Annotated in this window: 15 protein-coding genes; 11 read left to right on the forward strand and 4 right to left on the reverse strand. The window is 40.4% G+C overall.

Features of this window, described 5'->3' with window-relative positions:
- Positions 1 to 161 precede the first annotated feature (161 nt).
- The 3 genes from J8L98_RS00845 to J8L98_RS00855 form a co-directional block, all read right to left on the reverse strand.
- Complete coding sequence (locus J8L98_RS00845) at positions 162 to 965, reverse strand: DUF1338 domain-containing protein (RefSeq protein ID WP_210994858.1); 804 nt, start codon at positions 963 to 965, stop codon at positions 162 to 164.
- 69 nt (positions 966 to 1,034) lie between these two features.
- Positions 1,035 to 2,054, reverse strand: a complete 1,020-nt coding sequence (gene astA / locus J8L98_RS00850; protein ID WP_210994859.1) for an arginine N-succinyltransferase — start codon at positions 2,052 to 2,054, stop codon at positions 1,035 to 1,037.
- Positions 2,055 to 2,095: 41 nt separating this feature from the next.
- Complete coding sequence (locus J8L98_RS00855) at positions 2,096 to 3,301, reverse strand: aspartate aminotransferase family protein (RefSeq protein ID WP_210994860.1); 1,206 nt, start codon at positions 3,299 to 3,301, stop codon at positions 2,096 to 2,098.
- 232 nt (positions 3,302 to 3,533) lie between these two features.
- Between J8L98_RS00855 and J8L98_RS00860 the strand changes: the two genes are divergently transcribed.
- Positions 3,534 to 3,962, forward strand: a complete 429-nt coding sequence (locus J8L98_RS00860; protein WP_192510126.1) for an Lrp/AsnC family transcriptional regulator — start codon at positions 3,534 to 3,536, stop codon at positions 3,960 to 3,962.
- A gap of 7 nt (positions 3,963 to 3,969) precedes the next feature.
- Here the strand turns inward: J8L98_RS00860 and J8L98_RS00865 are convergent, their stop codons facing one another.
- Positions 3,970 to 5,886 (reverse strand): bifunctional diguanylate cyclase/phosphodiesterase, encoded by a 1,917-nt coding sequence (locus J8L98_RS00865; RefSeq protein WP_210994861.1) that lies wholly within the window; start codon positions 5,884 to 5,886, stop codon positions 3,970 to 3,972.
- 466 nt (positions 5,887 to 6,352) lie between these two features.
- On the opposite strand from J8L98_RS00865, the gene J8L98_RS00870 reads away from it, so the two are divergent.
- The 10 genes from J8L98_RS00870 to J8L98_RS00915 all read left to right on the forward strand — a co-directional run bounded on the left by J8L98_RS00870 (position 6,353) and on the right by J8L98_RS00915 (position 21,871).
- On the forward strand, positions 6,353 to 6,658 hold the full coding sequence (locus J8L98_RS00870) for an isoamylase early set domain-containing protein (RefSeq protein WP_192510128.1): 306 nt from the start codon (positions 6,353 to 6,355) through the stop codon (positions 6,656 to 6,658).
- Between the two features lie 6 nt (positions 6,659 to 6,664).
- Positions 6,665 to 8,653, forward strand: coding sequence for a 4-alpha-glucanotransferase (gene malQ / locus J8L98_RS00875; RefSeq protein ID WP_210994862.1), 1,989 nt, complete (start codon positions 6,665 to 6,667; stop codon positions 8,651 to 8,653).
- Entirely contained in the window at positions 8,646 to 10,874 is a 2,229-nt protein-coding gene (gene glgB, locus J8L98_RS00880) for a 1,4-alpha-glucan branching protein GlgB (protein WP_210994863.1), read from the forward strand. Before malQ ends, glgB begins: the two co-directional genes overlap by 8 nt.
- 3 nt (positions 10,875 to 10,877) lie before the next feature.
- Complete coding sequence (gene glgX / locus J8L98_RS00885; RefSeq protein WP_210994864.1) at positions 10,878 to 12,929, forward strand: glycogen debranching protein GlgX; 2,052 nt, start codon at positions 10,878 to 10,880, stop codon at positions 12,927 to 12,929.
- Positions 12,922 to 15,405: a glycogen/starch/alpha-glucan phosphorylase gene (locus J8L98_RS00890; protein WP_210994865.1), complete on the forward strand. Its 2,484-nt coding sequence runs from the start codon at positions 12,922 to 12,924 to the stop codon at positions 15,403 to 15,405. Before glgX ends, J8L98_RS00890 begins: the two co-directional genes overlap by 8 nt.
- 27 nt (positions 15,406 to 15,432) lie before the next feature.
- A complete protein-coding gene (gene glgC / locus J8L98_RS00895) occupies positions 15,433 to 16,731 on the forward strand; it encodes a glucose-1-phosphate adenylyltransferase (protein WP_192510133.1) in 1,299 nt (432 codons plus the stop codon).
- 11 nt (positions 16,732 to 16,742) lie between these two features.
- Positions 16,743 to 18,284 carry a glycogen/starch synthase gene (locus J8L98_RS00900; protein WP_210994866.1) on the forward strand — a complete coding sequence of 514 codons (1,542 nt, stop codon included), beginning with the start codon at positions 16,743 to 16,745 and terminating at the stop codon, positions 18,282 to 18,284.
- A 191-nt stretch (positions 18,285 to 18,475) separates the two neighbouring features.
- On the forward strand, positions 18,476 to 19,690 hold the full coding sequence (locus J8L98_RS00905; RefSeq protein ID WP_210994867.1) for an HDOD domain-containing protein: 1,215 nt from the start codon (positions 18,476 to 18,478) through the stop codon (positions 19,688 to 19,690).
- Between the two features lie 2 nt (positions 19,691 to 19,692).
- Positions 19,693 to 20,796 carry a DUF418 domain-containing protein gene (locus J8L98_RS00910; protein ID WP_210994868.1) on the forward strand — a complete coding sequence of 368 codons (1,104 nt, stop codon included), beginning with the start codon at positions 19,693 to 19,695 and terminating at the stop codon, positions 20,794 to 20,796.
- Positions 20,789 to 21,871 carry an ABC transporter substrate-binding protein gene (locus J8L98_RS00915; RefSeq protein ID WP_210994869.1) on the forward strand — a complete coding sequence of 361 codons (1,083 nt, stop codon included), beginning with the start codon at positions 20,789 to 20,791 and terminating at the stop codon, positions 21,869 to 21,871. Before J8L98_RS00910 ends, J8L98_RS00915 begins: the two co-directional genes overlap by 8 nt.
- Positions 21,872 to 21,912 lie beyond the last annotated feature (41 nt).

Genomic DNA, 21,912 nt, shown 5'->3' on the forward strand with positions numbered 1-21,912 from the left:
TTTAATGTTCATGTATTAACTCTATCGCTAAGGTATAAAGTGATTAAAAAGTAAGAGAGAACGAAGTACATTATGCTGGTTTATCTTTTTTCCTATAAACGTGTCAACTTGCACGTACTATATGAATGTTTTCAATATAGTACGTGCATTGTATTTATCTGTTATCTGGCATTCGTACTTTCAAAGATTTTATCGGCAGATGCAGCTACGAAGCCGGTGTATAATTCACCGTCTGGTTTTGCATACCGTAGCGCAAACTCGTAAAAGCAGCTTGGAATTTTGAATTCGCCATCAGAAAACTGCACTGGGTGATGGTCAGCTAAAGTAGATGATTGCTCAAGAAGTACTTCTGGAGAGCCTTTGATTTCACCACCTGCAGTATTTAATTCAAACCCTGCATTCTTTAGATTCTGATTTACGGCATCAATTGTCGTGAAGTTATTCAAATAATTAATGCTTACGGTAAAGTGGTTAGCACGATATCCCCAAGCGGCCATCCATGCAGCATATTCACTTTCAGCAAGCAATGCTTGGTATGTGTCATGGCTTACTTGCCAATGAGTACCTGAATATAAGAAATTATCTGCTGTTACAGCATGTTCATCTATTTTTGCTACCATGTCTTTTACAGCTGCTTGTACTGTGTCAGAGCACTTTTCTACTAGCAGTTCTGAAATAAATACCTTCGGTTTAGTCGGATCTGAATGTTCATAGTGTTTGGCATACAGCTTCTTAGCTTCAAAATGGTATTCTCCACACTCTTTATAACCAACTGCGATAAAGTGTGCTGCGAGTTTTTCTAATCCTACTTTTTCCAGATTAAAGGTACGCAAAGCAATATGATCATTGATTACATCATCTTTTTGAGTTGAGCCAAGTAATTCGTGAACTTTGACTGCTGAAGGCGTCACTTCTAAATAGTTATTCCACAGGGATTGAAATAATTTGTCGACATTGTTGTGCATAATGGGGTCCTATATATTGCGATTTACATCGCGTTAAACTTGGTGCGAATTAAGCTCGACGCATCAAGGTTATAATTTAAATATTCTCACGCTATCACCAGAGGTTACATTCAGTGCGCTCGCTACGTTTGGATGTAAGTCTAGAGTGTTATTTTGCGGATGGTAAAGCGCTTCTTCAGTGAAAGTTGCTCTAAAGTCATTGAGCTTCTGATTGGAAATCGCCAAACTGCCGGTTCCGGTTGGCTCGCAGATATTCACTTTTGCCACAGATGAGTCTTGTACCGTTTGAATATTGTGAAGTCTCGCTTCAACGGTGGGGCCTGCATCAAATAGGTCAACATAGCCTCGGTGTTCAAAACCTTCTTTTTCTAACAGGCGTAATGCTGGTTTAGTTTTTTCATGCACATTACCAATAACCGCTTGTGCTTTTTCGCTCAGTAAGTTGGCGTAAATAGGGTACTTTGGCATTAATTCGCTAATGAATACCTTTTCGCCAAGTCCTACTAAGTGGTCTGCTTGAGGGAATTCAATGCTGAAAAAATGTTCTTGTAGCCATTGCCAAAATGGAGAATGCCCATTTTCATCACTGACCCCTCGCATTTCAGCAATTACCGTATTACTAAACCGATCACTGTGATCCGCCATAAAAGTAAAACGTGAACGGCTTAAAAACCGACCAGCTAGGCCTTTACGATATGGCTCTCGTAAAAACAGAGTACATATTTCACTCGCGCCAGTGTAGTCATTACACATAGATAAAATATCAACCGTGTTATATACGCCAAGTGTTGGGGAGTGGTGTACTGTTTTACCTTGATGATAATGATACAGTGGAACCGTCATACCAACGGCGGCTTCGATGGCGGTTGTACCCATTATGTTGCCTGTTTCGCTGTCTTCAAGAACAAATAAATACCCCTCATCCTGCGGTGTAGATATCTGCTTTATAAAACTTTGCTCTGAGCGATTTATTTTTTCTCTGAGCATGTCATCATTCACAGGTAATGATGTGAAGCCATGGCCAGACTCTTCAGCTATTTGACGTAGTGCATCAAAATCAGTGCTTTTAATTGGTCTTAATATATGCATAGTGCAGCCTTAGGGGCTCTGATCAAGAGCCCCTAACTGAATTAACCGTTAACGACATCAGCAACAGCAAGCTCAAAGCGTGCTAAACCTGCTTTTATGTCATCATCAGAAATTACTAATGATGGCGTGAAGCGAACCACGTTCGTGCCGGCAACCAGTGCCATTAATCCATTCTTGGTGCTTGCAACTAAAAAGTCACGCGCACGCCCTGTGTAATCGTCATTTAAAACGGCACCGAGCAGCAACCCTTTTCCTCTGACTTCACTAAATACTTTAAACTTGTCATTGATGGCAGATAGGCCTTCACGGAAAAGTTGTTCTTTACGTTTAACATCGTCCAAAACCGATGATGTATTTACCGTGTCAAAAGCAGCTTCAGCAACAGCGCAAGCGAGTGGGTTACCGCCATAGGTTGAACCATGAGTACCTATTTTTAAATGTACAGCAATGTCTGTTGTGGTGATCATAGCGCCGATTGGAAAGCCACCACCTAGTGCTTTTGCTGTGGTTAAAATATCAGGTGTAACATTTAGCCCTTGATATGCGTATAAGTCGCCTGTACGACCTACGCCTGTTTGCACTTCGTCAAAAATAAGCAAAGCGTTGTGTTTGGTACAAAGAGCTTTCACCCCTTCGATAAAGTCTTTGTTAGGTGAAATGATACCGCCTTCGCCTTGCAATGGCTCCATCATTACGGCACAGGTAGTGTCACTAATTAGGGCTTCAAATGCGGCTAAATCATTGTAATCACAATGTACGATATCAGCAGGTTTAGGGCCAAAACCGTCAGAATAAGCAGCTTGTCCACCCACAGTCACGGTAAAGAATGTTCTACCATGAAAACCTTTATTAAAAGCAATAATTTGTGTTTTATGCTCACCGTGTTTATCAAGTGCAAACCTGCGAGCAAGCTTGAGTGCGGCTTCATTAGCTTCGGCACCTGAATTGGCAAAGTATACTTTGTCAGCAAATGTCGCGTCGGTAATTTTTTTTGCGAGGCGAAGTGCAGGTTCATTTGTCATGACATTAGATAGGTGCCAAATTTTTTCCCCTTGCTCTTTTAGTGCATTAACTAAAGCAGGGTGGCAGTGACCCAAGCAGTTAACAGCGATACCACCTGCAAAATCGATATATTCATCGCCTTTTTGATCCCAAACTCGAGAGCCTTTACCTTTTATTGGGATAATTTCTGACGGGTTATAGTTAGGTACCATAACTTGATCGAATAATTCACGGTTAGCTTGCATGACAACTTCCTCTATTTTACTTCAACTACTATTGACCACTAAGCAAACGAATTCATGTGAAGACAATGTCTTTTGGTAAAATTGTTTGGTAACGCAAAAGCGATTTTAGTGTTCAATACTGAATATGTTCTATTTATTAGGACCATTATTACTGGTAATGAAGTAAATATGCAGTGCAAAAATGTACAAATTGATTAAAATAAAAGTCAAAATAACGAAATTAATAGTTAATATGATAAATTCACAAGATGAAAAGCTCATTGGTTTGTTACGAGGTAATGCACGTGCCAGTATTTCAGATTTAGCGAGAAACTTAGATGTCTCTCGTTCTACAGTGCAAAGTAGGTTACTAAAACTTGAGCTGTCAGGGGTCATTAAAGGCTACAGTGTTGAATTTGGCGCAGCCTATATTGCGGGTTTAGTGTCTGCGCATGTATCAATCAAAGTGCGGCAAAAGCTCACTACTCAAACCACAATAGCTTTGAAGCATATCAATCAAGTCAGTGCGTTGTATGCCATTAGTGGGGAATACGATATGATTGCTCTAGTTGAAGCACAAAGCCTTGAGCAGCTTAACCATATATTAGATGATATTGGCAATTTAGATGGGGTCGAACGAACAAATTCATCGGTCGTTTTAGAAACCAAGTTTACCCGTTAAACTTTGGCTATTTACTGTCAGGCAACCAAATACTTGTTCCCGTTGAGGCAATATGATTGACATTGCCTTTAAGCACTTTAGTGCCGACGTTGTGTGACGTTTCGGGGCGACTTACAAGATAGCCTTGAACACATCGGATCCCCATACTTTTGACCAGCTCGAACTGTTCAGCTTGCTCAACACCTTCAGCAACAATTTTAAGTCCAAGTTGGTTACCTAGCTCGCTGATTGAGTTCAGTATTTTATGATATTTCTGATTTTGACTGGCTTGTGTAATAAATAGTTTATCAATTTTAATAACATCAATTGGCAGGTCTGCAAGTGTGCTAAGCGAACTAAACCCAGTACCAAAATCATCAATCGCAATCGTTACACCCGCTCGGCGACAGGCCTCAAGTTGCTCGATGATTTCTTCACTGGCTGTGATAAGCGTTGATTCTGTAATTTCAAGCATCAGTGAACTGGCTGGCAGTCCTGTTTTTTCTAATGTTTGTTCAACCCATTTGGCGATTGGTCGGTGTTTTAACTGAATTCCAGATACATTGACTGAAATTTTGACCTTTTTCATTCCTGCATTGTGCCATGCCGACATTTGACGACATGACTCTAATAATATCCAATCCCCTAACTCCAAGATGAGGTTTGACTCTTCTGCAATCGGAATAAATTCAGCAGGGGGTATCAATCCTTCTATGGGATGATGCCAACGTATTAACGCTTCAAAGTAATCAATTGCACAGTCTTCAACATGTACTATTGGTTGAAAAGATAAATGAAAGTTTTGCGATGCAATTGCAAGTCGTAACTCTTCTAATAGGTAGTGATAGCGACGGATTTTACTGCCCATTTCTGGAGAATAAACTTTGAAAATACCTCGACCGTCGGTTTTTGCTCGATACATCGCAACATCAGCCATTTGCAATAATGCGTGCGGATGAGAAGCACTCTCTGGGTAGATAGCAATACCAATACTCGCGCCAATTTTAACTATTTTATTGCCGAGCACAAAATCTCTTTCGATTTCATTTAAAATAGTTTGTGACACGCGGGTACAAAAACTAGCGTCTTCAATTTTGGGAATAAAAATTGAAAATTCATCCCCCCCTAAGCGAGATAAATTTTGTTCGAGGCCATGGATTGGGTGGATATCTTGAATATCATACTGCTTGACGATGCTGGATAAGCGGTTTGCAACTTGAATGAGAATTTCATCACCAAAGCTATGACCAAATGAATCATTAACTTGTTTAAACCCATCTAAGTCAATAAATAGTAAGCCACAATGTTGGTGCTTTTTTTCGGCTTCTGTTAATTGAATATCTAGATGTTCTAGATAGGCATGGCGATCGATGAGCTGAGTTAATTTGTCTTGATATAGGTTGCTATCTGTTTGTAGTTTAATACGATCAACGTTATCTGCTATGACATGGACTGCATGGCTTATTTGCGCTAGTAGTCCACCATGCTGCAAAATTTGAGTTTTGATATCAAGAGATTCAAGTAATTTAGTCACGTCGGTGCGGACCAAGTTTAGCGCGATGTTATGCCTATATTTTTTCCGTTCAGCCCTAAACAGATAGATTAGTGTGAATATTAACATACAAAAACTTACCAAAGCCGTTGGCGATAACAATGTGGTTGTTAGTAATTCTGAGTTTTTAGCGAGTATTAAATTATCGTTATGCTTATCTAAAAGTACGAACGTGTCGTCTTGGTAGGTGAAAAACTGTTGACCAAATATGAATAGCTGATACCAAGGCGTTGGCATTTCTGAGCTTGAATGTTCAGCAATTTCAACTAGTGATATATTATTAAATCCCAAGCGAGCATCGACGCAGGTCTTCGAAAAAAGTATGTTAAAAACATAGCCAAATAAAAACGTGCTCACTGCTAAAAAGCTTAATACTTTTAATGTTTTACTCATAATTGGCTAAATCCAGAACCTTAAATTAACTCGCGCTTTGACGTGACACCCTATTATACATATCTAAGCCATTAGAATTATAATCTTTTACACCCTTTTTTTCTTTATTTCAATTAAGTTTACTGCTTACCGCGATTATTGCAAAAGGAATAAACAATACAATGATTGTAGTCAATCTTTAGATAAATTCACTTTACATGAGAAGAGTTCTCACCTAATTTTTAATAACTCTCACAATTTGGTCTATGTTTTGCTAATTATACTAGCAAGAATGAAAATTTAGACTTAAATGGTATTAAATAGCACCTAGTTGGTGCAAATACTGAACTATTGCACTGTCATAAAGCATAAATATTGTTTTGTTGTAATGTGCAATGATGCCCACCGTTTCCGATTGTTGAGTAGTTAAAAGCACGGCGCAGGGGCAAGGACGTAATTACCCAAAACGATTTATTTGGAGCCTGCTATGTTAACAAAACGTTTTTTTAAAACAAAAGACGAAGCTGAAGTCACATTCGCATTTTCTCACCCTGAAGCAAAAAAAGTGCAACTGGTTGCTGAGTTTACCGATTGGGAACCCGTGACGATGAAGTTTAATAAAAAGGAACGGACGTTTAAGAGTAAATATCGCTTACCAACAGATAAACAGTTCCATTTTAGGTATTTGATTGATGGAGAGTTATGGGATAACGACCACAAAGCAGATGCTTATGTTACCAATAGTTTTGGTACACAAAATAGTGTGGTAAATACCCAAAAAACAGCGCTGTAGATACAAATGAGTGGATTACAGCAATTATTTTACTTGCATGGTGTTGGCTACGACTATGTTAAGTACACCGGTGAGCATGTCATTTTTGATCAAAATACCCGTAGCCAAGCGTTACAGGCTTGCGGCATTGATACCAACGATGAGCAAATTATCGCTGAGTTAAATTACCAGCTAGACGTGGTTCAGTGGCAATCGGTAGTACCTGAAGTCAGCTTAGTTGATGCTCAGTGTAGTACACTGAGCATCAAAGTACCTGCGCATAACAGAGTTACACACGGCGTCATATCAGTTCGAACTATCAACTACGAGCATAATTTTGATACCGCGCATTTAAAAGTTACCGGTGAATATTATTATGACAATATAGCGTATTTGGAACTAGAGGTACCATTACCACCGATGCCTATTGGCTATCATGATGCTGTTATTTCGTTACCTTGGGGTCAATATAATACCCAAATCTGGTCTACTCCAAGCCAATGTTTCAATCCCATAGAAAAAAAGCAATTAGGGATATCAGTCCAACTGTATACGCTAAAAAGCGAGAGAAATTTGGGGATCGGGGACTTTTTAGACCTCGAAGCGTTAATTATTGCCTGTGCTAAATCAGGCTGCGACTTTGTCTTACTTAACCCTCTGCACTTATTGTTTCCAGATGAGCCAGATAGAGCCAGCCCATATAGCCCGAATCATAGGGGGCTAATTAATCCACTTTATATTTCATTAGATAACTGCCGTTGGGCACATGATAGTGATGAATATAACGCACAGTTAGAAGCTGCGTCCAAGCTTTTAGAAACTCAAAAGCAAGAGCAATACATTAATTATAGCTTGATTAGTGACGTTAAACATTCAGTTCTACGTGGACTATATAAAGGGTTCAAGTCTCATGCCCCCGAGAATTTAAAAACACAATTCATTTGCTATCAATCTGAGCAAAGCACTTTGCTGACAGGCTTAAAGGGAGAGGGCTTCGCTGTTTTTTGCCAATGGCTTGCCTCAAGACAACTGCAGAGGTGTCAAGAAGTTGCAAAGCGAAGTGGGATGTCGGTTGGGTTAATAAATGACTTAGCGGTAGGTTGTGCAGAAGATGGCATTGAATATACAGCAAATAGTCAATTATATGCTGGAAATGCAAATGTTGGCGCGCCACCGGACCCTTGGGCTGAAGGGGGACAAAATTGGGGATTGCCCGCTTTAGATCCGGTGAAGATTAAACATAACCGGTTTAGTTTCTTTAAAACATTAGTGCGAAGTAATTTAAATTATGTAGGTGGACTGCGCATCGATCACGTAATGGCACTGCGCCGGCTTTGGTGGTGTTTACAAGTAGAGCAGGAACAAAGTGGTTGTTATGTTTACTACCCCTTTGAACATTTAATGGCGATATTGAAAATCGAGTCAAATATTGCTCAGAGCATGATCATTGGAGAAGACCTCGGGGTTGTGCCGCCAGAGGTGGTTACTTCAATGAAAGAAGCGTCATTATTTGGAAATATTCTTTTCTATTTTGAAAAAGACCATCATGGAAACTTTGTACCACGTGATTATTTGCGTGAAGATACGATTTTGATGGTTGCTAATCATGATGTTCCTCCATTTAAGGGATGGTGGTACGGTGATGATTTGCAACTTAAGTATACTTACAATTTGATCACAGAGCGTGAACTCGGTACCGAGCAACAGAAACGAAGTGTTGAGCGGCAACGATTGTTAACCTGGCTATCAGAACATGGCAAAAATGGTCTGACGCAAAGTAGTGAGTCGGATGTGATTTATCAGGCTTTACTGATTGTATTGGCAAGTTCACCATCTAAACTCCTTTGCCTTCAACTCGATGATTTAGATTTTCAATCATTACCAGTAAATATACCAGGAACAGATAAAGAGTACCCTAATTGGCGAAGACGTTTGACGCATTCAATTGACGATATTTTTTCGGAACACGCCCATTTCATTAAAAATTTAACGGATATTAGGACAGGTCATGAATAGCATATTAAAACCAACCAATAAGATACATGACTATTCAGCGCAGCTGGCAGCACTCCAAGCAGGGGTATTTGGTGACCCATTCTCGTTTTTAGGAGCGCATAAAGTCAGTGATACAGAGTACGAAGTACGTGTTTATTTGCCGAGTGCGAAGCACGTTTCGTTAGTAGGAAAAAACCATAAATCCGTATTTAAACGTTATGTGAACAGTGATTTATTTTTAGTAAGAGTGAATAAAGATGATCTGCCAATTCCGTACAAGCTAGATGTGGCATATGCAGACCAAACAGTTTTAAAAGACGATGTCTATCGTTTCGGTAGCAACTTAAGTGACAGTGTATTGTACTTATTTAATGAGGGGACACTGGAGCATGCATATCGCCATCTTGGCGCCCATTTTGTTTCTCATGAAAATGTAAGTGGTGTACGATTTGCTGTGTGGGCTCCGAATGCACAAAGTGTTTCGGTCATTGGCGAGTTTAATTGTTGGCAGCGAACAGAGCATTTTATGCGTAAGCATCCAGCCAGTGGTATTTGGGAATTGTTTATACCAGCACTGAACGCAGGGCAAATATACAAGTATTCCGTTGTTGACAGTTACGGGAATGTGAATGATAGAGCGGACCCTTTTGCTTTTAAGATGCAACAAGCGCCAGGTACCGCCTCTGTGATACAGCCTTTGACGGTAAGAAAAAAACCTTCATCTAAGCAATTAAACAGCAGAGCTAAACGCAATAAAGTTGACGCCCCTATTAGCATTTATGAAGTGCAGCTAGGTTCTTGGAAACGCCGTGCTGAAGAGGGTAATCGCTTTTTAACCTATCGCGAATTAGCGGATGATTTGCTTCCTTATGTAAAGGACTTAGGCTTTACACATCTGCAGTTAATGCCTGTGAGTGAATACCCTTTCGATGGGTCATGGGGCTATCAACCAGTTGGTTTATTCTCGCCGACAAGCCGTTTTGGGAGTTACGATGATTTCGTTTACTTTGTTGAACGGTGTGAAGATGAAAACCTAGGGCTTTTAATCGACTGGGTGCCAGGGCACTTTCCTTCAGATCCACACGGTTTACATAAATTTGATGGCACACATTTATACGAGCATGCTGACGTTAGGCAAGGTTTCCACCCAGACTGGAATACCTATATTTATAATTACGATCGACCAGAAGTAAAGAGCTTCCTGCTTGCAAACGCGATGTATTGGCTTAGCGAGTTTAACCTCGATGGGTTACGGGTGGATGCTGTCGCATCAATGCTTTACTTAGACTACAGTCGTAATGATGGTGAATGGATTGCAAATAAACATGGCGGACGTGAAAATCTAGGCGCAATTGCATGTATTCAAGATGTAAATAGTCGATGTTATGGACACAACCCAAATATTATGATGGTTGCAGAAGAATCAACAGCATGGCCAGGCGTCACTAATAGTGTTGATAATAACGGGTTAGGCTTCGGGTTTAAGTGGAATATGGGGTGGATGAATGACAGTTTAAATTATGTCAGTCGCGACCCCATTCATCGCCGTTATCATCATCATGAAATGACATTCTCTATGGCGTACGCTTATTCTGAAAACTATATCTTGCCACTTAGTCATGATGAAGTCGTTCATGGTAAAGGGGCGCTGTTGAGTAAAATGCCCGGAGATGATTGGCAACAGTTTGCAACATTGAGAGCGTATTACGGTTTTATGTATGCACATCCGGGTAAAAAGCTGTTGTTTATGGGGAGTGAATTGGCACCTCGGTCAGAATGGGATCACAATCAAGGCTTAGATTGGCAATTACTTGATTCAGCAGCTCATTTGGGAATACAAGCAACGGTCAAATTATTAAATCACGTCTATAAAAAACAAAGCGCATTGCATGAATGCGATAACTCACCAGCGGGCTTTCAGTGGATTGATGGTGATAATGCGGAGCAAAGTATCTTTAGTTTTGCTAGGTATGGGCATTCTAAAGATGATCTTATTGTGGTCATTAGTCACTTTACCCCCCAAGTATTTCACCAGTACAGAGTTGGCGTACCGCTGCGTGGTGTGTATGAAGTTATCTTAAATACAGATGATGAAAACCTGTATGGCTCTGGCGTGAAGGCTGTTGCAGCGAAACAGCAATTGATTGAATCAACGTCAGCTTCTGCGCATGGCTTCGACAATAGTATTGTGCTTACAATTCCTCCTTTAGCCACTGTGTACTTAAAGCGAATTACGGGTTAACCAATGTTAAATTCATGTCGTGGCAACTGTGTGCGTTTTGGTAGTGTAGTAAAAGAATCTGGCGTAAATTTTGCGGTGTTTGCGCCGTATGCTACCCAAGTTTATTTGTGTCTTTTTGATACGAGTGGTCACTCGCAAATTGCAATGATTGATATGTATTTGCATGAGGGAGGCGGTTGGAGCGTATTTGTTGAGCCATTGAGAGAAAATACCCTCTATGGATATCGAGTGGATGGTGATTATGACCCGAATACAGGGAGGTTATTTAACGTACATAAATTACTGATGGACCCATATAGTCAAGACTTCTTTGGGGAGTTTATGTGGAGTGAACGGCATTTCTGTCATATGCCAGTAGGGACATTGAGTACTTTGGATAACGCCATTGATATGCCTAAATCTAAAGTGAGCAATATATCTAAGTATGTGGAAGAGCGACCAAATCATGCATGGTCAAAAACGGTTATTTATGAGTGTCATGTTAAAGGCGCAACCTTTAAGCACCCTGACGTTAACCCTGCATTTCGAGGTAAATTTTTAGGACTCTCAGACCCTGCATTTATACGTCATATCAAACGTCTAGGGATAACAACGCTAGAGTTATTGCCTGTGCATGCATTTGTGAGTGAGCAATTTCTTATCACAAAAGGGCTGCGGAACTACTGGGGCTATAACACGCTAAGTTATTTCACACCTCATAAGTCTTACTTGGTAGACAATGATATAACTGAGTTCCAACGTATGATGGCGACTTTACATGAGGTTGGAATTGAAGTCATCTTAGATGTGGTTTTCAACCATACTGCAGAAGCTGGAATTGATGGTCCGACTTTGTCACTAAAGGGGTTAAATAATCTTGGGTACTATCGACATGTATTAGGGGAGCCAAGTGTATATATTAATGACACCGGGTGCGGAAATACCCTCAACATTGACGACCCACAAACATTGAGATTGGTTTTAGATAGTTTGCGATATTGGGTCGAAGTAATGGGCGTCGATGGGTTTAGATTTGACTTAGCCACCATTTTAGCTCGCACAGAACATGGTTTTAATGCACGACATGCATTTATGCATGCGGTGTTACAAGATCCTGTTTTGAGTAATGCAAAGCTCATTGCTGAGCCTTGGGATATTGGTCCTGGAGGGTATCAGTTGGGGGCTTTTTTGCCACCATGGCGAGAATGGAATGATAAATATAGGGATACTGTTAGGCGTTTTTGGCGCCAAGACGAAGGTGTGTTGCCTGAATTAGCTAAGCGGGTACATGGCTCAAATGACATATTTGAACACAATCGGAGGGGTCCTTTAAACTCAATAAACTTTGTAACGAGTCATGATGGATACACGTTAGCGGATTGGGTGAGTTACGAAAATAAGCATAATCTCGCTAATGGCGAAGTGAATCGAGACGGACATAGTGAGAATTATTCGTTCAATTGCGGTGCTGAGGGATTCTCTACCGATACGAAAATAAGTAACTTAAGGCTAAAAATGCAAAAAAATGCATTGGCCACGCTACTTTTATCTAAAGGGGTGCCAATGCTTGCAGCTGGTACTGAATTTTCTCATTCTCAAGGCGGTAATAACAATGCTTATTGCCAAGATAATCGAACGAACTGGTTAGCGTGGAAATCATCTCAGCAGGATCATGAATTGACGTTCTTTATTCAAGATTTATTGGCGATTAGAAAACAGTTTAGTGTTTTTCAACATCCTTTCTATGTTCACCCTGATGATAGTCGATTCTCGGTAAGTTGGCTTGATGAAAATGGCGAACAAATGAAAGAGTCGGATTGGCATAGCGAAGGGCGAAAGTGGCTTTTATATTCAATTCAAGATCGCCAATTAGAGGAGGCATTGTTTATTGTATTTAATGCGCATGATGCTTGTTTAGACGCAAGATTACCCAGCGCACCGTTTTCAAAACATTGGCAACTTGCATTAAGTAGTTGTGATTCAGCCAAATATGATAATGCACAAAGTATGTGCACAATCTCAGCCCAATCAAGTTGGGTATTTACATCGCTAAAAGAGGGAAACATACATGGCTAATAAAGGCACAAATGTATGCGTCGTAAAACACTGGCAAGATGCACCTAAGCTAGATGAAAGTACATTGAACGATGATTTAACACGTCATTTTTATTATACCTTAGGCCGCGACCGAGTGGGTGAGTCACAATTGTATCTCTACCATGCTTTGGCATTGACAATTAAAGATCGCATGGTTGCTCGATGCAGGGCAACTAATTTGCATCTAACGTCAAAAAAAACACGTAAAGCAGCATACTTATCTCTTGAATTTTTAATGGGGAGAGCGTTGGGTAATGCGGTACTTAATTTAGATCTACAAGAGTCCACGGCGCTTGCACTTAAGCAATATTGCAGCGAGCTAGAAATTGTTGCTGAGGCTGAGCATGATGCCGGGCTTGGTAATGGCGGGTTAGGTCGCTTAGCAGCCTGTTTTTTAGATAGTTGCGCGAGTCTTGCGTTACCCGTAATAGGATATGGGATTCGATATGAGTATGGCATGTTTAACCAAAGTATTGAAAAGGGGCATCAGATTGAACAACCTGATAATTGGTTAAGAGAGGGGCATCCTTGGGAGTTGAGTGCGCCTGATCAAGCTTGTAGAGTTAAGTTTTTTGGTCGAGTTGACAGTTATAAGAGTAAGCAAGGGCGAAATGTTCGTTGCTGGGTAGACACTCAAGATGTACTCGCAGTGCCGTACGATGTCCCTATCCCTGGTTATAAAAATGGGGTTGTTAACACATTACGGTTATGGAAATCGGAAGCGACAGATGAATTTGACTTAAATGAGTTTAATGCGGGTAGTTATTCTGAAGCTGTGGCCCGTAAAAATATGGCTGAACAGATCACCATGGTTTTGTATCCTAATGACAGCAGTGAGAACGGCAAAGAATTACGTTTACGTCAGCAGTATTTTTTATCAAGTGCGAGTTTACAAGACATACTTAATAAATGGGTAGGCCAGTATGGTGCGGAGTTTTCAGATTTCGCGAAATACCATGTGTTTCAATTAAACGATACGCATCCGAGTATTGCTGTTGCCGAGTTGATGCGTTTATTGGTTGATGAATATGATATTGACTGGGATAAAGCTTGGTCCATTACTACAAGTACCATGGCATATACTAACCATACGCTATTACCAGAAGCGTTAGAACGTTGGTCAGTGCCTTTATTTAGCAAATTATTACCTAGATTACTTGAAATTATTTACGAAATTAATGCTAGGTTTTTAGCTGAGGTCGCATTGCAGTGGCCTGGCGATATAGATAAGCAAAGAGAGCTATCTTTAATAGAAGAAGGGGATGTGCCACAGGTTCGTATGGCGTATTTAGCAATTGTTGGAAGTTACTCGGTAAATGGGGTCGCTGCACTCCATACGCAATTGCTCAAGGCAGGCTTATTTAAAACATTTTATGAATTATGGCCTGGCAAATTTAATAATAAAACAAATGGCGTCACGCCTAGGCGTTGGTTGGCTCATTGTAACCCAGCTTTAAGTGAGTTAATCACGAGTAAAATAGGCGATGAATGGGTTGCTGATTTTAGTCAAATTGAGAAAGTGAGACGTTACTACGATGACAAAACCTTTCATAAGCAATGGCAACAAGTTAAGTATCAAAATAAGGAAAGGCTAAGAGCTTTAGTACAAGCGCGCTGTGGTGTTGAGTTTGATCCGACGATGATGTTTGATGTTCAAGTTAAGCGCATACATGAATATAAGCGGCAACTTCTCAATGTATTACATGTGATCCACTTATATGACCGAATTTGTAGAGGCGATGTAGAAGGCTTTACGCCACGCTGTGTATTAATTGGTGGGAAAGCTGCGCCTGGGTATTACATGGCGAAGAAAGTTATTAAGCTCATTAACAATGTAGCTGATGTTGTTAATCAGGATAAGCGTGCAGCTGGACTGTTACGAGTGGCATTTATCCCCAACTATAACGTTACCGCAATGGAAACAATTTGTGCGGCAACGGATTTATCAGAGCAAATATCAACTGCGGGCAAAGAAGCTTCAGGCACAGGTAACATGAAGTTCATGATGAATGGCGCGATAACAATAGGCACCTTAGATGGTGCAAATATTGAAATTAGAGAGCAAGTTGGTGCAGATAACTTTTTCTTATTTGGAGCACACGCAGCACACACTGACCAGATCCGCAGTAATTATGACCCTGTTTCAATTATTGCCGAAGATGAAAACTTAAAACGAGTCATTGCATTACTTGAAAGTGGTCATTTTAATTTGTTTGAACCACATATATTTGACGATGTGATAAATGCCATTAAATGCCCTACCGATCCTTGGCTTGTCGCGCATGACTTTGCAAGTTATGTAGATGCACAAAACCTCGCATCTAAAACGTATCAAGATAGTAAAACGTGGACACGAATTAGTATTTTAAATACGGCGGCCAGTGGAAACTTTTCTAGTGACCGAACAATTTCACAATATAGTAATGAAATTTGGCGACTTGAGCCAATGCAATAGCCCTGCAAGGATATATGGAGAAGATGAATGCCTAGTTACGCAAACCGCTACATAAGTAGTTTAACAAGAGAGACATACGCCCTTATTTTGGCTGGTGGCCGAGGTTCACGTTTGCATGAGCTGACAAATTGGCGCGCTAAACCAGCGGTTTATTTTGGTGGTAAGCACAGAATTATTGATTTCCCTCTGTCAAATTGTATCAACTCAGGAATACGTAGAGTGGGTATTGCAACTCAATACAAGTCGCACTCTTTGATACGCCATGTAAATAGAGCCTGGGGCCACTTCAAAAAAGAATTGGGAGAGTCTGTTGAGATATTGCCTGCATCACAGCGATATGGAGATGAGTGGTACTGCGGCACAGCGGACGCCGTATTTCAAAATATGGATATTATTCGTCATGAGCTACCGAAGTATGTGATGATCTTATCAGGCGACCATGTTTATAGAATGGATTATGGTGCGCTGTTAGCGAAGCATGTTGAAACCGGTGCAGATATGACGGTGTGTTGTATTGAAGTTGAATGTGAAGAAGCTGCCAACACATTCGGTGTTATGACAGTAGACAAAGATAAGCGTGTTAGAAGGTTCGATGAAAAACCTGCTGAGCCATCATCGATACCGGGCAAAGAGGGTATATGTTTAGCTTCAATGGGGAACTATGTATTTAATACGGAATTTTTATTTGAGCAATTAAAGCAAGATGCTGAAAGAGAAGGTTCTGGTCGCGACTTTGGACATGATATTATTCCCGCTATTATTGAAGAACATAATGTTTTTGCATTTCCGTTTAGAGATCCTAGTCATGAAGGACAACCCTATTGGCGTGATGTGGGTACTATAGATTCATTTTGGGAAGCCAATATGGAGTTGGTGTCACCAGAGCCTCAATTAGACTTGTATGATCCGACATGGCCAATTTGGACTTACCAAGAGCAATTGCCACCGGCGAAATTTATATTCGATGATGAAGAACGCAGAGGTATGGCTGTAGACTCGACGGTATCTGGTGGTTGTATTATTTCAGGGTCTGTGGTTAGGAAATCGTTGTTGTTCTCTAATGTTCACGTGCATTCATTTTGCGAAATTGAAGGTGCAGTGTTATTACCTGGCGCGATAGTTGAGAGACATTGTAAAATTCGTAATGCTATTGTAGATCGAGGATGCCATCTACCTGAAGGGTTAGTATTAGGTTTTGATGCGGACGAAGATCGCAAAAATGGCTTCCGTGTGTCTAATAAAGGTATAGTATTGGTAACACGAGAAATGCTAGTGGCGTATAGTCAACGTAAAGAACAAGAAGCGTCCAAGCTTAAAACAGCGTAGTAAGGCGAAATATGAGGGTATTAATAGTTGCAGCGGAGAATGACCGCTTACCAAAATGTAAAGTGGGAGGGGTAGCCGATGTTATTCGAGATATCCCTTACGCATTAGCAAAGCACGAAATTGAAGCACTAGTAGTTGTGCCTGATTATGGTCAAAATGATCTAAATAGAACTTTTGTAGGTGATATCGCAGTACCATTTAGGCAACACTTGGAAACTGCGACTTTATGGGAAGTCGAGCGAGGTGAGGGGGTAATACAATATGTTATTTCTCACTCCCTCTTTAGTGCGCACGGTGGGTCAATTTATTGTAACGATGATGAGCAACGTCCATTTGCAACTGATGCGAGCAAGTTTGCTTTTTTTAGTGCTGCCGTAAGTGAAGCGATAGAGCATGGTCTATTCCAGAAACTCGATGTATTACATTTACATGATTGGCATGCAGCATGTGTTGCAGTCTTGAAAGAGTTTAGCCCTCGTTTTGTTCGATTGAAGACATTAAGAACTATTTATACGGTGCATAATTTGGCATTACAGGGGATCAGGCCGTTTAAGCATGATGAATCGAGCCTAGAGGCTTGGTTTCCTACATTAAGTTATGATGGACAAATGCTGTGCGATCATCAGTACCCTCATTGCTTTAATCCAATGCGCAGTGCAATCACATTGTGCGATAAAGTGCATGTTGTTTCACCGAATTATAGTAATGAAGTATTGCGTAGTAGTGAACCTGACAGAGGTTTCTTTGGTGGGGAGGGACTAGAGCATGATATGCAAATAGCAAACCGCCATGGGAAGTTAGTCGGGATCTTAAATGGATGTGAATACCCTCATAAGCAAGAGTCAAAAGGCGATCAAACGATGTTTCTCAATGCGAGTGAAGCACTTTTGTTTGAGTGGATGGCAAGCTCGCCGCAACTGTCTTCTAGCCACTATCTTGCGCATCAGCGCATCAAGCAGTGGCGAGAAGCTCAAGAGCAAGGGCCTGTTGTCACGAGTGTCGGGCGACTGACAGATCAAAAAGCATTACTTTTGAGGCAGGAGGTAAACACTGGGGTTTTATTGGATGAACTCTCAAGTATCGCTGCTAAAATAGGGGGACGAATCATAGTTTTGGGCTCTGGCGATACTAATTTAGAGTTTACTTTTACTCAAGTGATGGCTCGAAACGAGAATTTACTGTTTCTAAATGGATATGGGCAGCATTTAGGAGATATGCTTTATGAGCTCGGAGATTTGTTTTTGATGCCAAGCTCGTTTGAACCATGTGGCATTAGCCAAATGCTGGCAATGCGGGCAGGACAACCCTGTTTGGTGCACAAAGTGGGTGGTCTCAGCGATACAGTCGTTCATTGTGAAAGTGGTTTTGTATTTGAAGGGGAAGACTTGGATAAACAACAAAGTGCATTAATTAGTACGTTTACTTCAACACTGGCAATGTATGATGAGGATAATGAAAAATACAACCAAATACGCGAGTGTGCACGAACACAGCGTTTTGAATGGCATAATGTAGCGAAAGATTATATTAATTTACTTTATTCCACTACGTAAAATTCAGTAAGTATATCTTTAAAAAGCAGGCCTATGGCCTGCTTTTTGTCATTTGACTGCTATATTTATGCGAGGGTGATTTTAGTAATCTCTTTGTTCTATATGATTTTTAATCATTTATGGTTAAAATAAGTGTATCATTGCAAACCAAAGTACTATCTTCTGGGTAGTGATCAGCAAGGAGCCACCATTTGAAGGTATTTGTAGCTAGGCAAGCTATTTTTAATCGAAAAAAACAGGTTGTTGCATACGAGCTGTTATTTAGAGATGGGACGAGTAATAGCTTTCCTAATGTGAGTGATGATGCTGCAACCGCAAAATTGATCATGGATAACCAACTCAATCTTGGAACGCGTTATCTTACATCAGGTAAAAAAGCGCTCATTAATATAGGTCCAGATTCTTTAACGCAGGAGTTGGCGCAATTTTTACCTGCGCACGATGTTATCTTGGAGCTGCTAGAAACGATAGAACCAACAGCTGAAAATTACGAATTAGTAAGAACGCTTTTCCACAGTGACTACCGTTTGGCGCTTGATGACTTCGAGTACACCAAAGATTGGGAACCTTTTCTTAAACTGGTAAGACTCGTTAAGTTTGATATTATGCAAAGCCCTTTATCAAGCATTGAACCTTTGGTTAATAACTTTAAACGTCGAAAGAATATGAAGTTACTGGCGGAAAAGGTTGAAACGGAAGAGGAGTTTAAGCAAGCATATGCTATGGGATTTCATTTTTTTCAAGGATACTTTTTCGCAAAACCGAAAGTCATAGAACAGAATGACATTGAAATTAACTATGCTGTTGCAATGCTGATTTATGCAGAGGTGCTTAAACCTCATATGAATATGGTACGAGTGGCTGAATTATTTGCACAAGATACAGCGTTAGCATACAAATTGCTTCGTTTATTAAACTCAGGGGTGTTTCCTATAAAAAACAAAATAGAGTCTCTTAAACAAGCATTAGTGTATTTAGGTAATGAACGAACGAAGAAGTTTGTGGGGCTGATTATGACTGCACATATCGCAGAAGGTAAGCCAACAGAGCTAACTCGGCTGAGTATTGTTAGATCGCGGTTTTGTGAGTTAATCGCGAGAAAACTAAGTCCTAATATGGCGGGTATGAGTTTTTTAACTGGCTTATTTTCGTTACTCGATGCGATATTGGATAAGCCAATGACGCAAGTAATTAATCGTTTACCGTTTCCCGAGGCGCTTAGGGATGCGCTAATCGGTGAGCCCAATATTCTTTATTACATACTGAATGTAGTTAAAGCGTATGAGTCTGGAAGTTGGTGGCATTTGCAAGAGGCGTGTACCTTACTTAACTTGGAAGATACTTGCTTACCAGATTTTCACGCTTCAGCGATTAGTTGGGCTGATATGTATAAAGATAGAGTGTGAGCATGGAGCGTATTGCAACACTAGATATAAACCGAGGTATTGCAGTACTTGGGTTATTATTTTTGAATATTTACTACTTCTCAATGTTCGAAGTGGGCTATGTTAATCTACCTGTAGTGCCTTTATCAGATTCTGTTATTGATTGGATCAATGCATTGCTACTTGACGGCCGATTTCGAAGTTTGTTTTGCTTATTATTTGGCGCTGCCTTGTGTTTGCAAATGGATAAAAATGGCAGTGATAAGCAAATAAAAGACCGGCTTTTTTGGATCGTGACAATAGGCCTACTCCACGGTTTTATTCTTTGGCCTGGTGACATTTTGGTCAGTTATGGTTTGGCTGGGTTTATCGCATTAAAGTATATAGATGCAGGGCCATCTCGGCTAATTAGACATGGCTGTGGTTTTGGCTTGTTTGGTGTTTCAATGATGCTTGTATTGGGATCTATAGATGTGGCAGATCCCATTATTAGAGGGAGTAGCGAGTTTTATGAAATAGTAGATAATTTGCCAAGAGATGTCGTGTCACATTTTGGACATAATGGTGTGTATTATTCAATTATGTTGCTTATCATGCCGCTGATCACACTTTGGTATAGTGCGGGCTTGATGATTGCGGGAATTTACTGTTATAAACAGGGGATTTTTAAACATGGCTTATCAAATAACGCAAAGCCATTAGTTATTACCGCAACAGCTTTGCTGTCCGTAGGTACGATTTATCTTAAGGTTCTGGACATTAACTCTTTGTCGGTGTTAGTAGATAGTCTTATTTGGGTCAACGCGTTTGCGGGGGCTTTATTAATTATTCACTGTGTGGTGAAAATGAGTCGTAAGGGTTTTCAGTTTTCTTGGCTTCAAGCGGTCGGACGCATGGCTTTGACACTTTATGTATTTCAATCAGTACTGATGGTGTCATTCTTCTATTGGGTTATGCCTAACGGATATGAACAATACAATCGTATGGAATACATGGCTATCGCTCTACTTTTCTCTCTTTTTCAATTGCTTATTGCGCCGCTTTACTTTCGCTTTTTCAAACAAGGACCACTAGAGTATCTATTGAAGAGGCTGTGTTTGCGCAGTAAGGAGGCAGATTATGTTTAGAGTTAGATTATCACTGTGGTTAATTGCTGTGTTGATGCTACCTCTAGAAGGGGCTGCTAAAAGTGAGTTTTCAGTATTGTTCGTTAACCCATCGGTTGCTGGAGAGCCATTTTGGCATAAAGTTCAAACGATTACTGAGCAGGCTGCCGCCCAACTTAATGTTAAAATTGATACGATTTACGGAGAAGGGAATCGCCATATTCAATTGGCGGAATTGAAAAAATATTTAAGTTATCGTGCGACACCAGACTATGTCATTCTCATGAATTATCCTGGAGGTGCTGAGGCGACATTAGAGCTGTTAGATAAATATGGCATTAATTTTATTACATTGGAGCAGACAATTACTGGTCCTGAAAGGTTTGCAATAGGAAACCCTCATGAACGTTATCCAACATGGCTCGGAGAGGTATTTCATGATAATTATGATGCGGGAAGCAGGCTTGCAGAAGCGCTCGTGCTAGATAGTGATATACACATAAAAGAGATTAAAGCTATCGTAATTAATGGCCATTATGGTTCTGAATCTGATGTACGAAGTCAAGGCGCAATCGATTATTTTAATGAACAGGGCATTAAGCTACACCAACAGGTTCATGCAAGTTGGTCCAAAGAGCAAGCGTATGATAAAACCAAGCGACTATTATCACGCTATCCAGGTACGAATTTAATTTGGACTGCCTCAGATCTAATGGCAATGGGAGCTCTTACTGGGGTTAAGTCTTCGAAAATACCTCACAAAGTTGCCATCGGAGGTTTTGATTGGTTAGGTGATGCCATTGAGCTTGTAGATAATGGCGATATGAGCGCAACAATTGGTGGCCATTTTATGATGGGAGGATGGGCACTCGTTACTCTAAGTGACCATTACCATAGCCACCAATTTTGGCAAAAAAACGCCATGTTAAGTTTTAAACTGGGTGTAATTAGCCGCAAAAACTTAGACGACTTCAGATGGATAGTACATAACCCAGACTGGTCATTGATTGATTACAAAGCGATGAGCTTGATTGGGACGAAAAAGTTGACGTATGACTTTAATTTAACTCAGTTACAGCGAAGTGCAGAAAAATAAGAAATTTAACAACGGTTAGTTTAGAATACGGTTTTTTCTTC

Origin of the sequence: Pseudoalteromonas sp. MMG013 (assembly GCF_018100885.1) — a bacterium.
Taxonomy (GTDB): Bacteria; Pseudomonadota; Gammaproteobacteria; order Enterobacterales; family Alteromonadaceae; genus Pseudoalteromonas; species Pseudoalteromonas aurantia.

Coding starts and splice junctions, on each gene's coding strand:
- J8L98_RS00845 (WP_210994858.1), bottom strand. CDS start 965: ATGCACAACAATGTCGACAAATTATTTCAATCCCTGTGGAATAACTAT.
- astA (WP_210994859.1), bottom strand. CDS start 2,054: ATGCATATATTAAGACCAATTAAAAGCACTGATTTTGATGCACTACGT.
- J8L98_RS00855 (WP_210994860.1), bottom strand. CDS start 3,301: ATGCAAGCTAACCGTGAATTATTCGATCAAGTTATGGTACCTAACTAT.
- J8L98_RS00860 (WP_192510126.1), top strand. CDS start 3,534: ATGATAAATTCACAAGATGAAAAGCTCATTGGTTTGTTACGAGGTAAT.
- J8L98_RS00865 (WP_210994861.1), bottom strand. CDS start 5,886: ATGAGTAAAACATTAAAAGTATTAAGCTTTTTAGCAGTGAGCACGTTT.
- J8L98_RS00870 (WP_192510128.1), top strand. CDS start 6,353: ATGTTAACAAAACGTTTTTTTAAAACAAAAGACGAAGCTGAAGTCACA.
- malQ (WP_210994862.1), top strand. CDS start 6,665: ATGAGTGGATTACAGCAATTATTTTACTTGCATGGTGTTGGCTACGAC.
- glgB (WP_210994863.1), top strand. CDS start 8,646: ATGAATAGCATATTAAAACCAACCAATAAGATACATGACTATTCAGCG.
- glgX (WP_210994864.1), top strand. CDS start 10,878: ATGTTAAATTCATGTCGTGGCAACTGTGTGCGTTTTGGTAGTGTAGTA.
- J8L98_RS00890 (WP_210994865.1), top strand. CDS start 12,922: ATGGCTAATAAAGGCACAAATGTATGCGTCGTAAAACACTGGCAAGAT.
- glgC (WP_192510133.1), top strand. CDS start 15,433: ATGCCTAGTTACGCAAACCGCTACATAAGTAGTTTAACAAGAGAGACA.
- J8L98_RS00900 (WP_210994866.1), top strand. CDS start 16,743: ATGAGGGTATTAATAGTTGCAGCGGAGAATGACCGCTTACCAAAATGT.
- J8L98_RS00910 (WP_210994868.1), top strand. CDS start 19,693: ATGGAGCGTATTGCAACACTAGATATAAACCGAGGTATTGCAGTACTT.
- J8L98_RS00915 (WP_210994869.1), top strand. CDS start 20,789: ATGTTTAGAGTTAGATTATCACTGTGGTTAATTGCTGTGTTGATGCTA.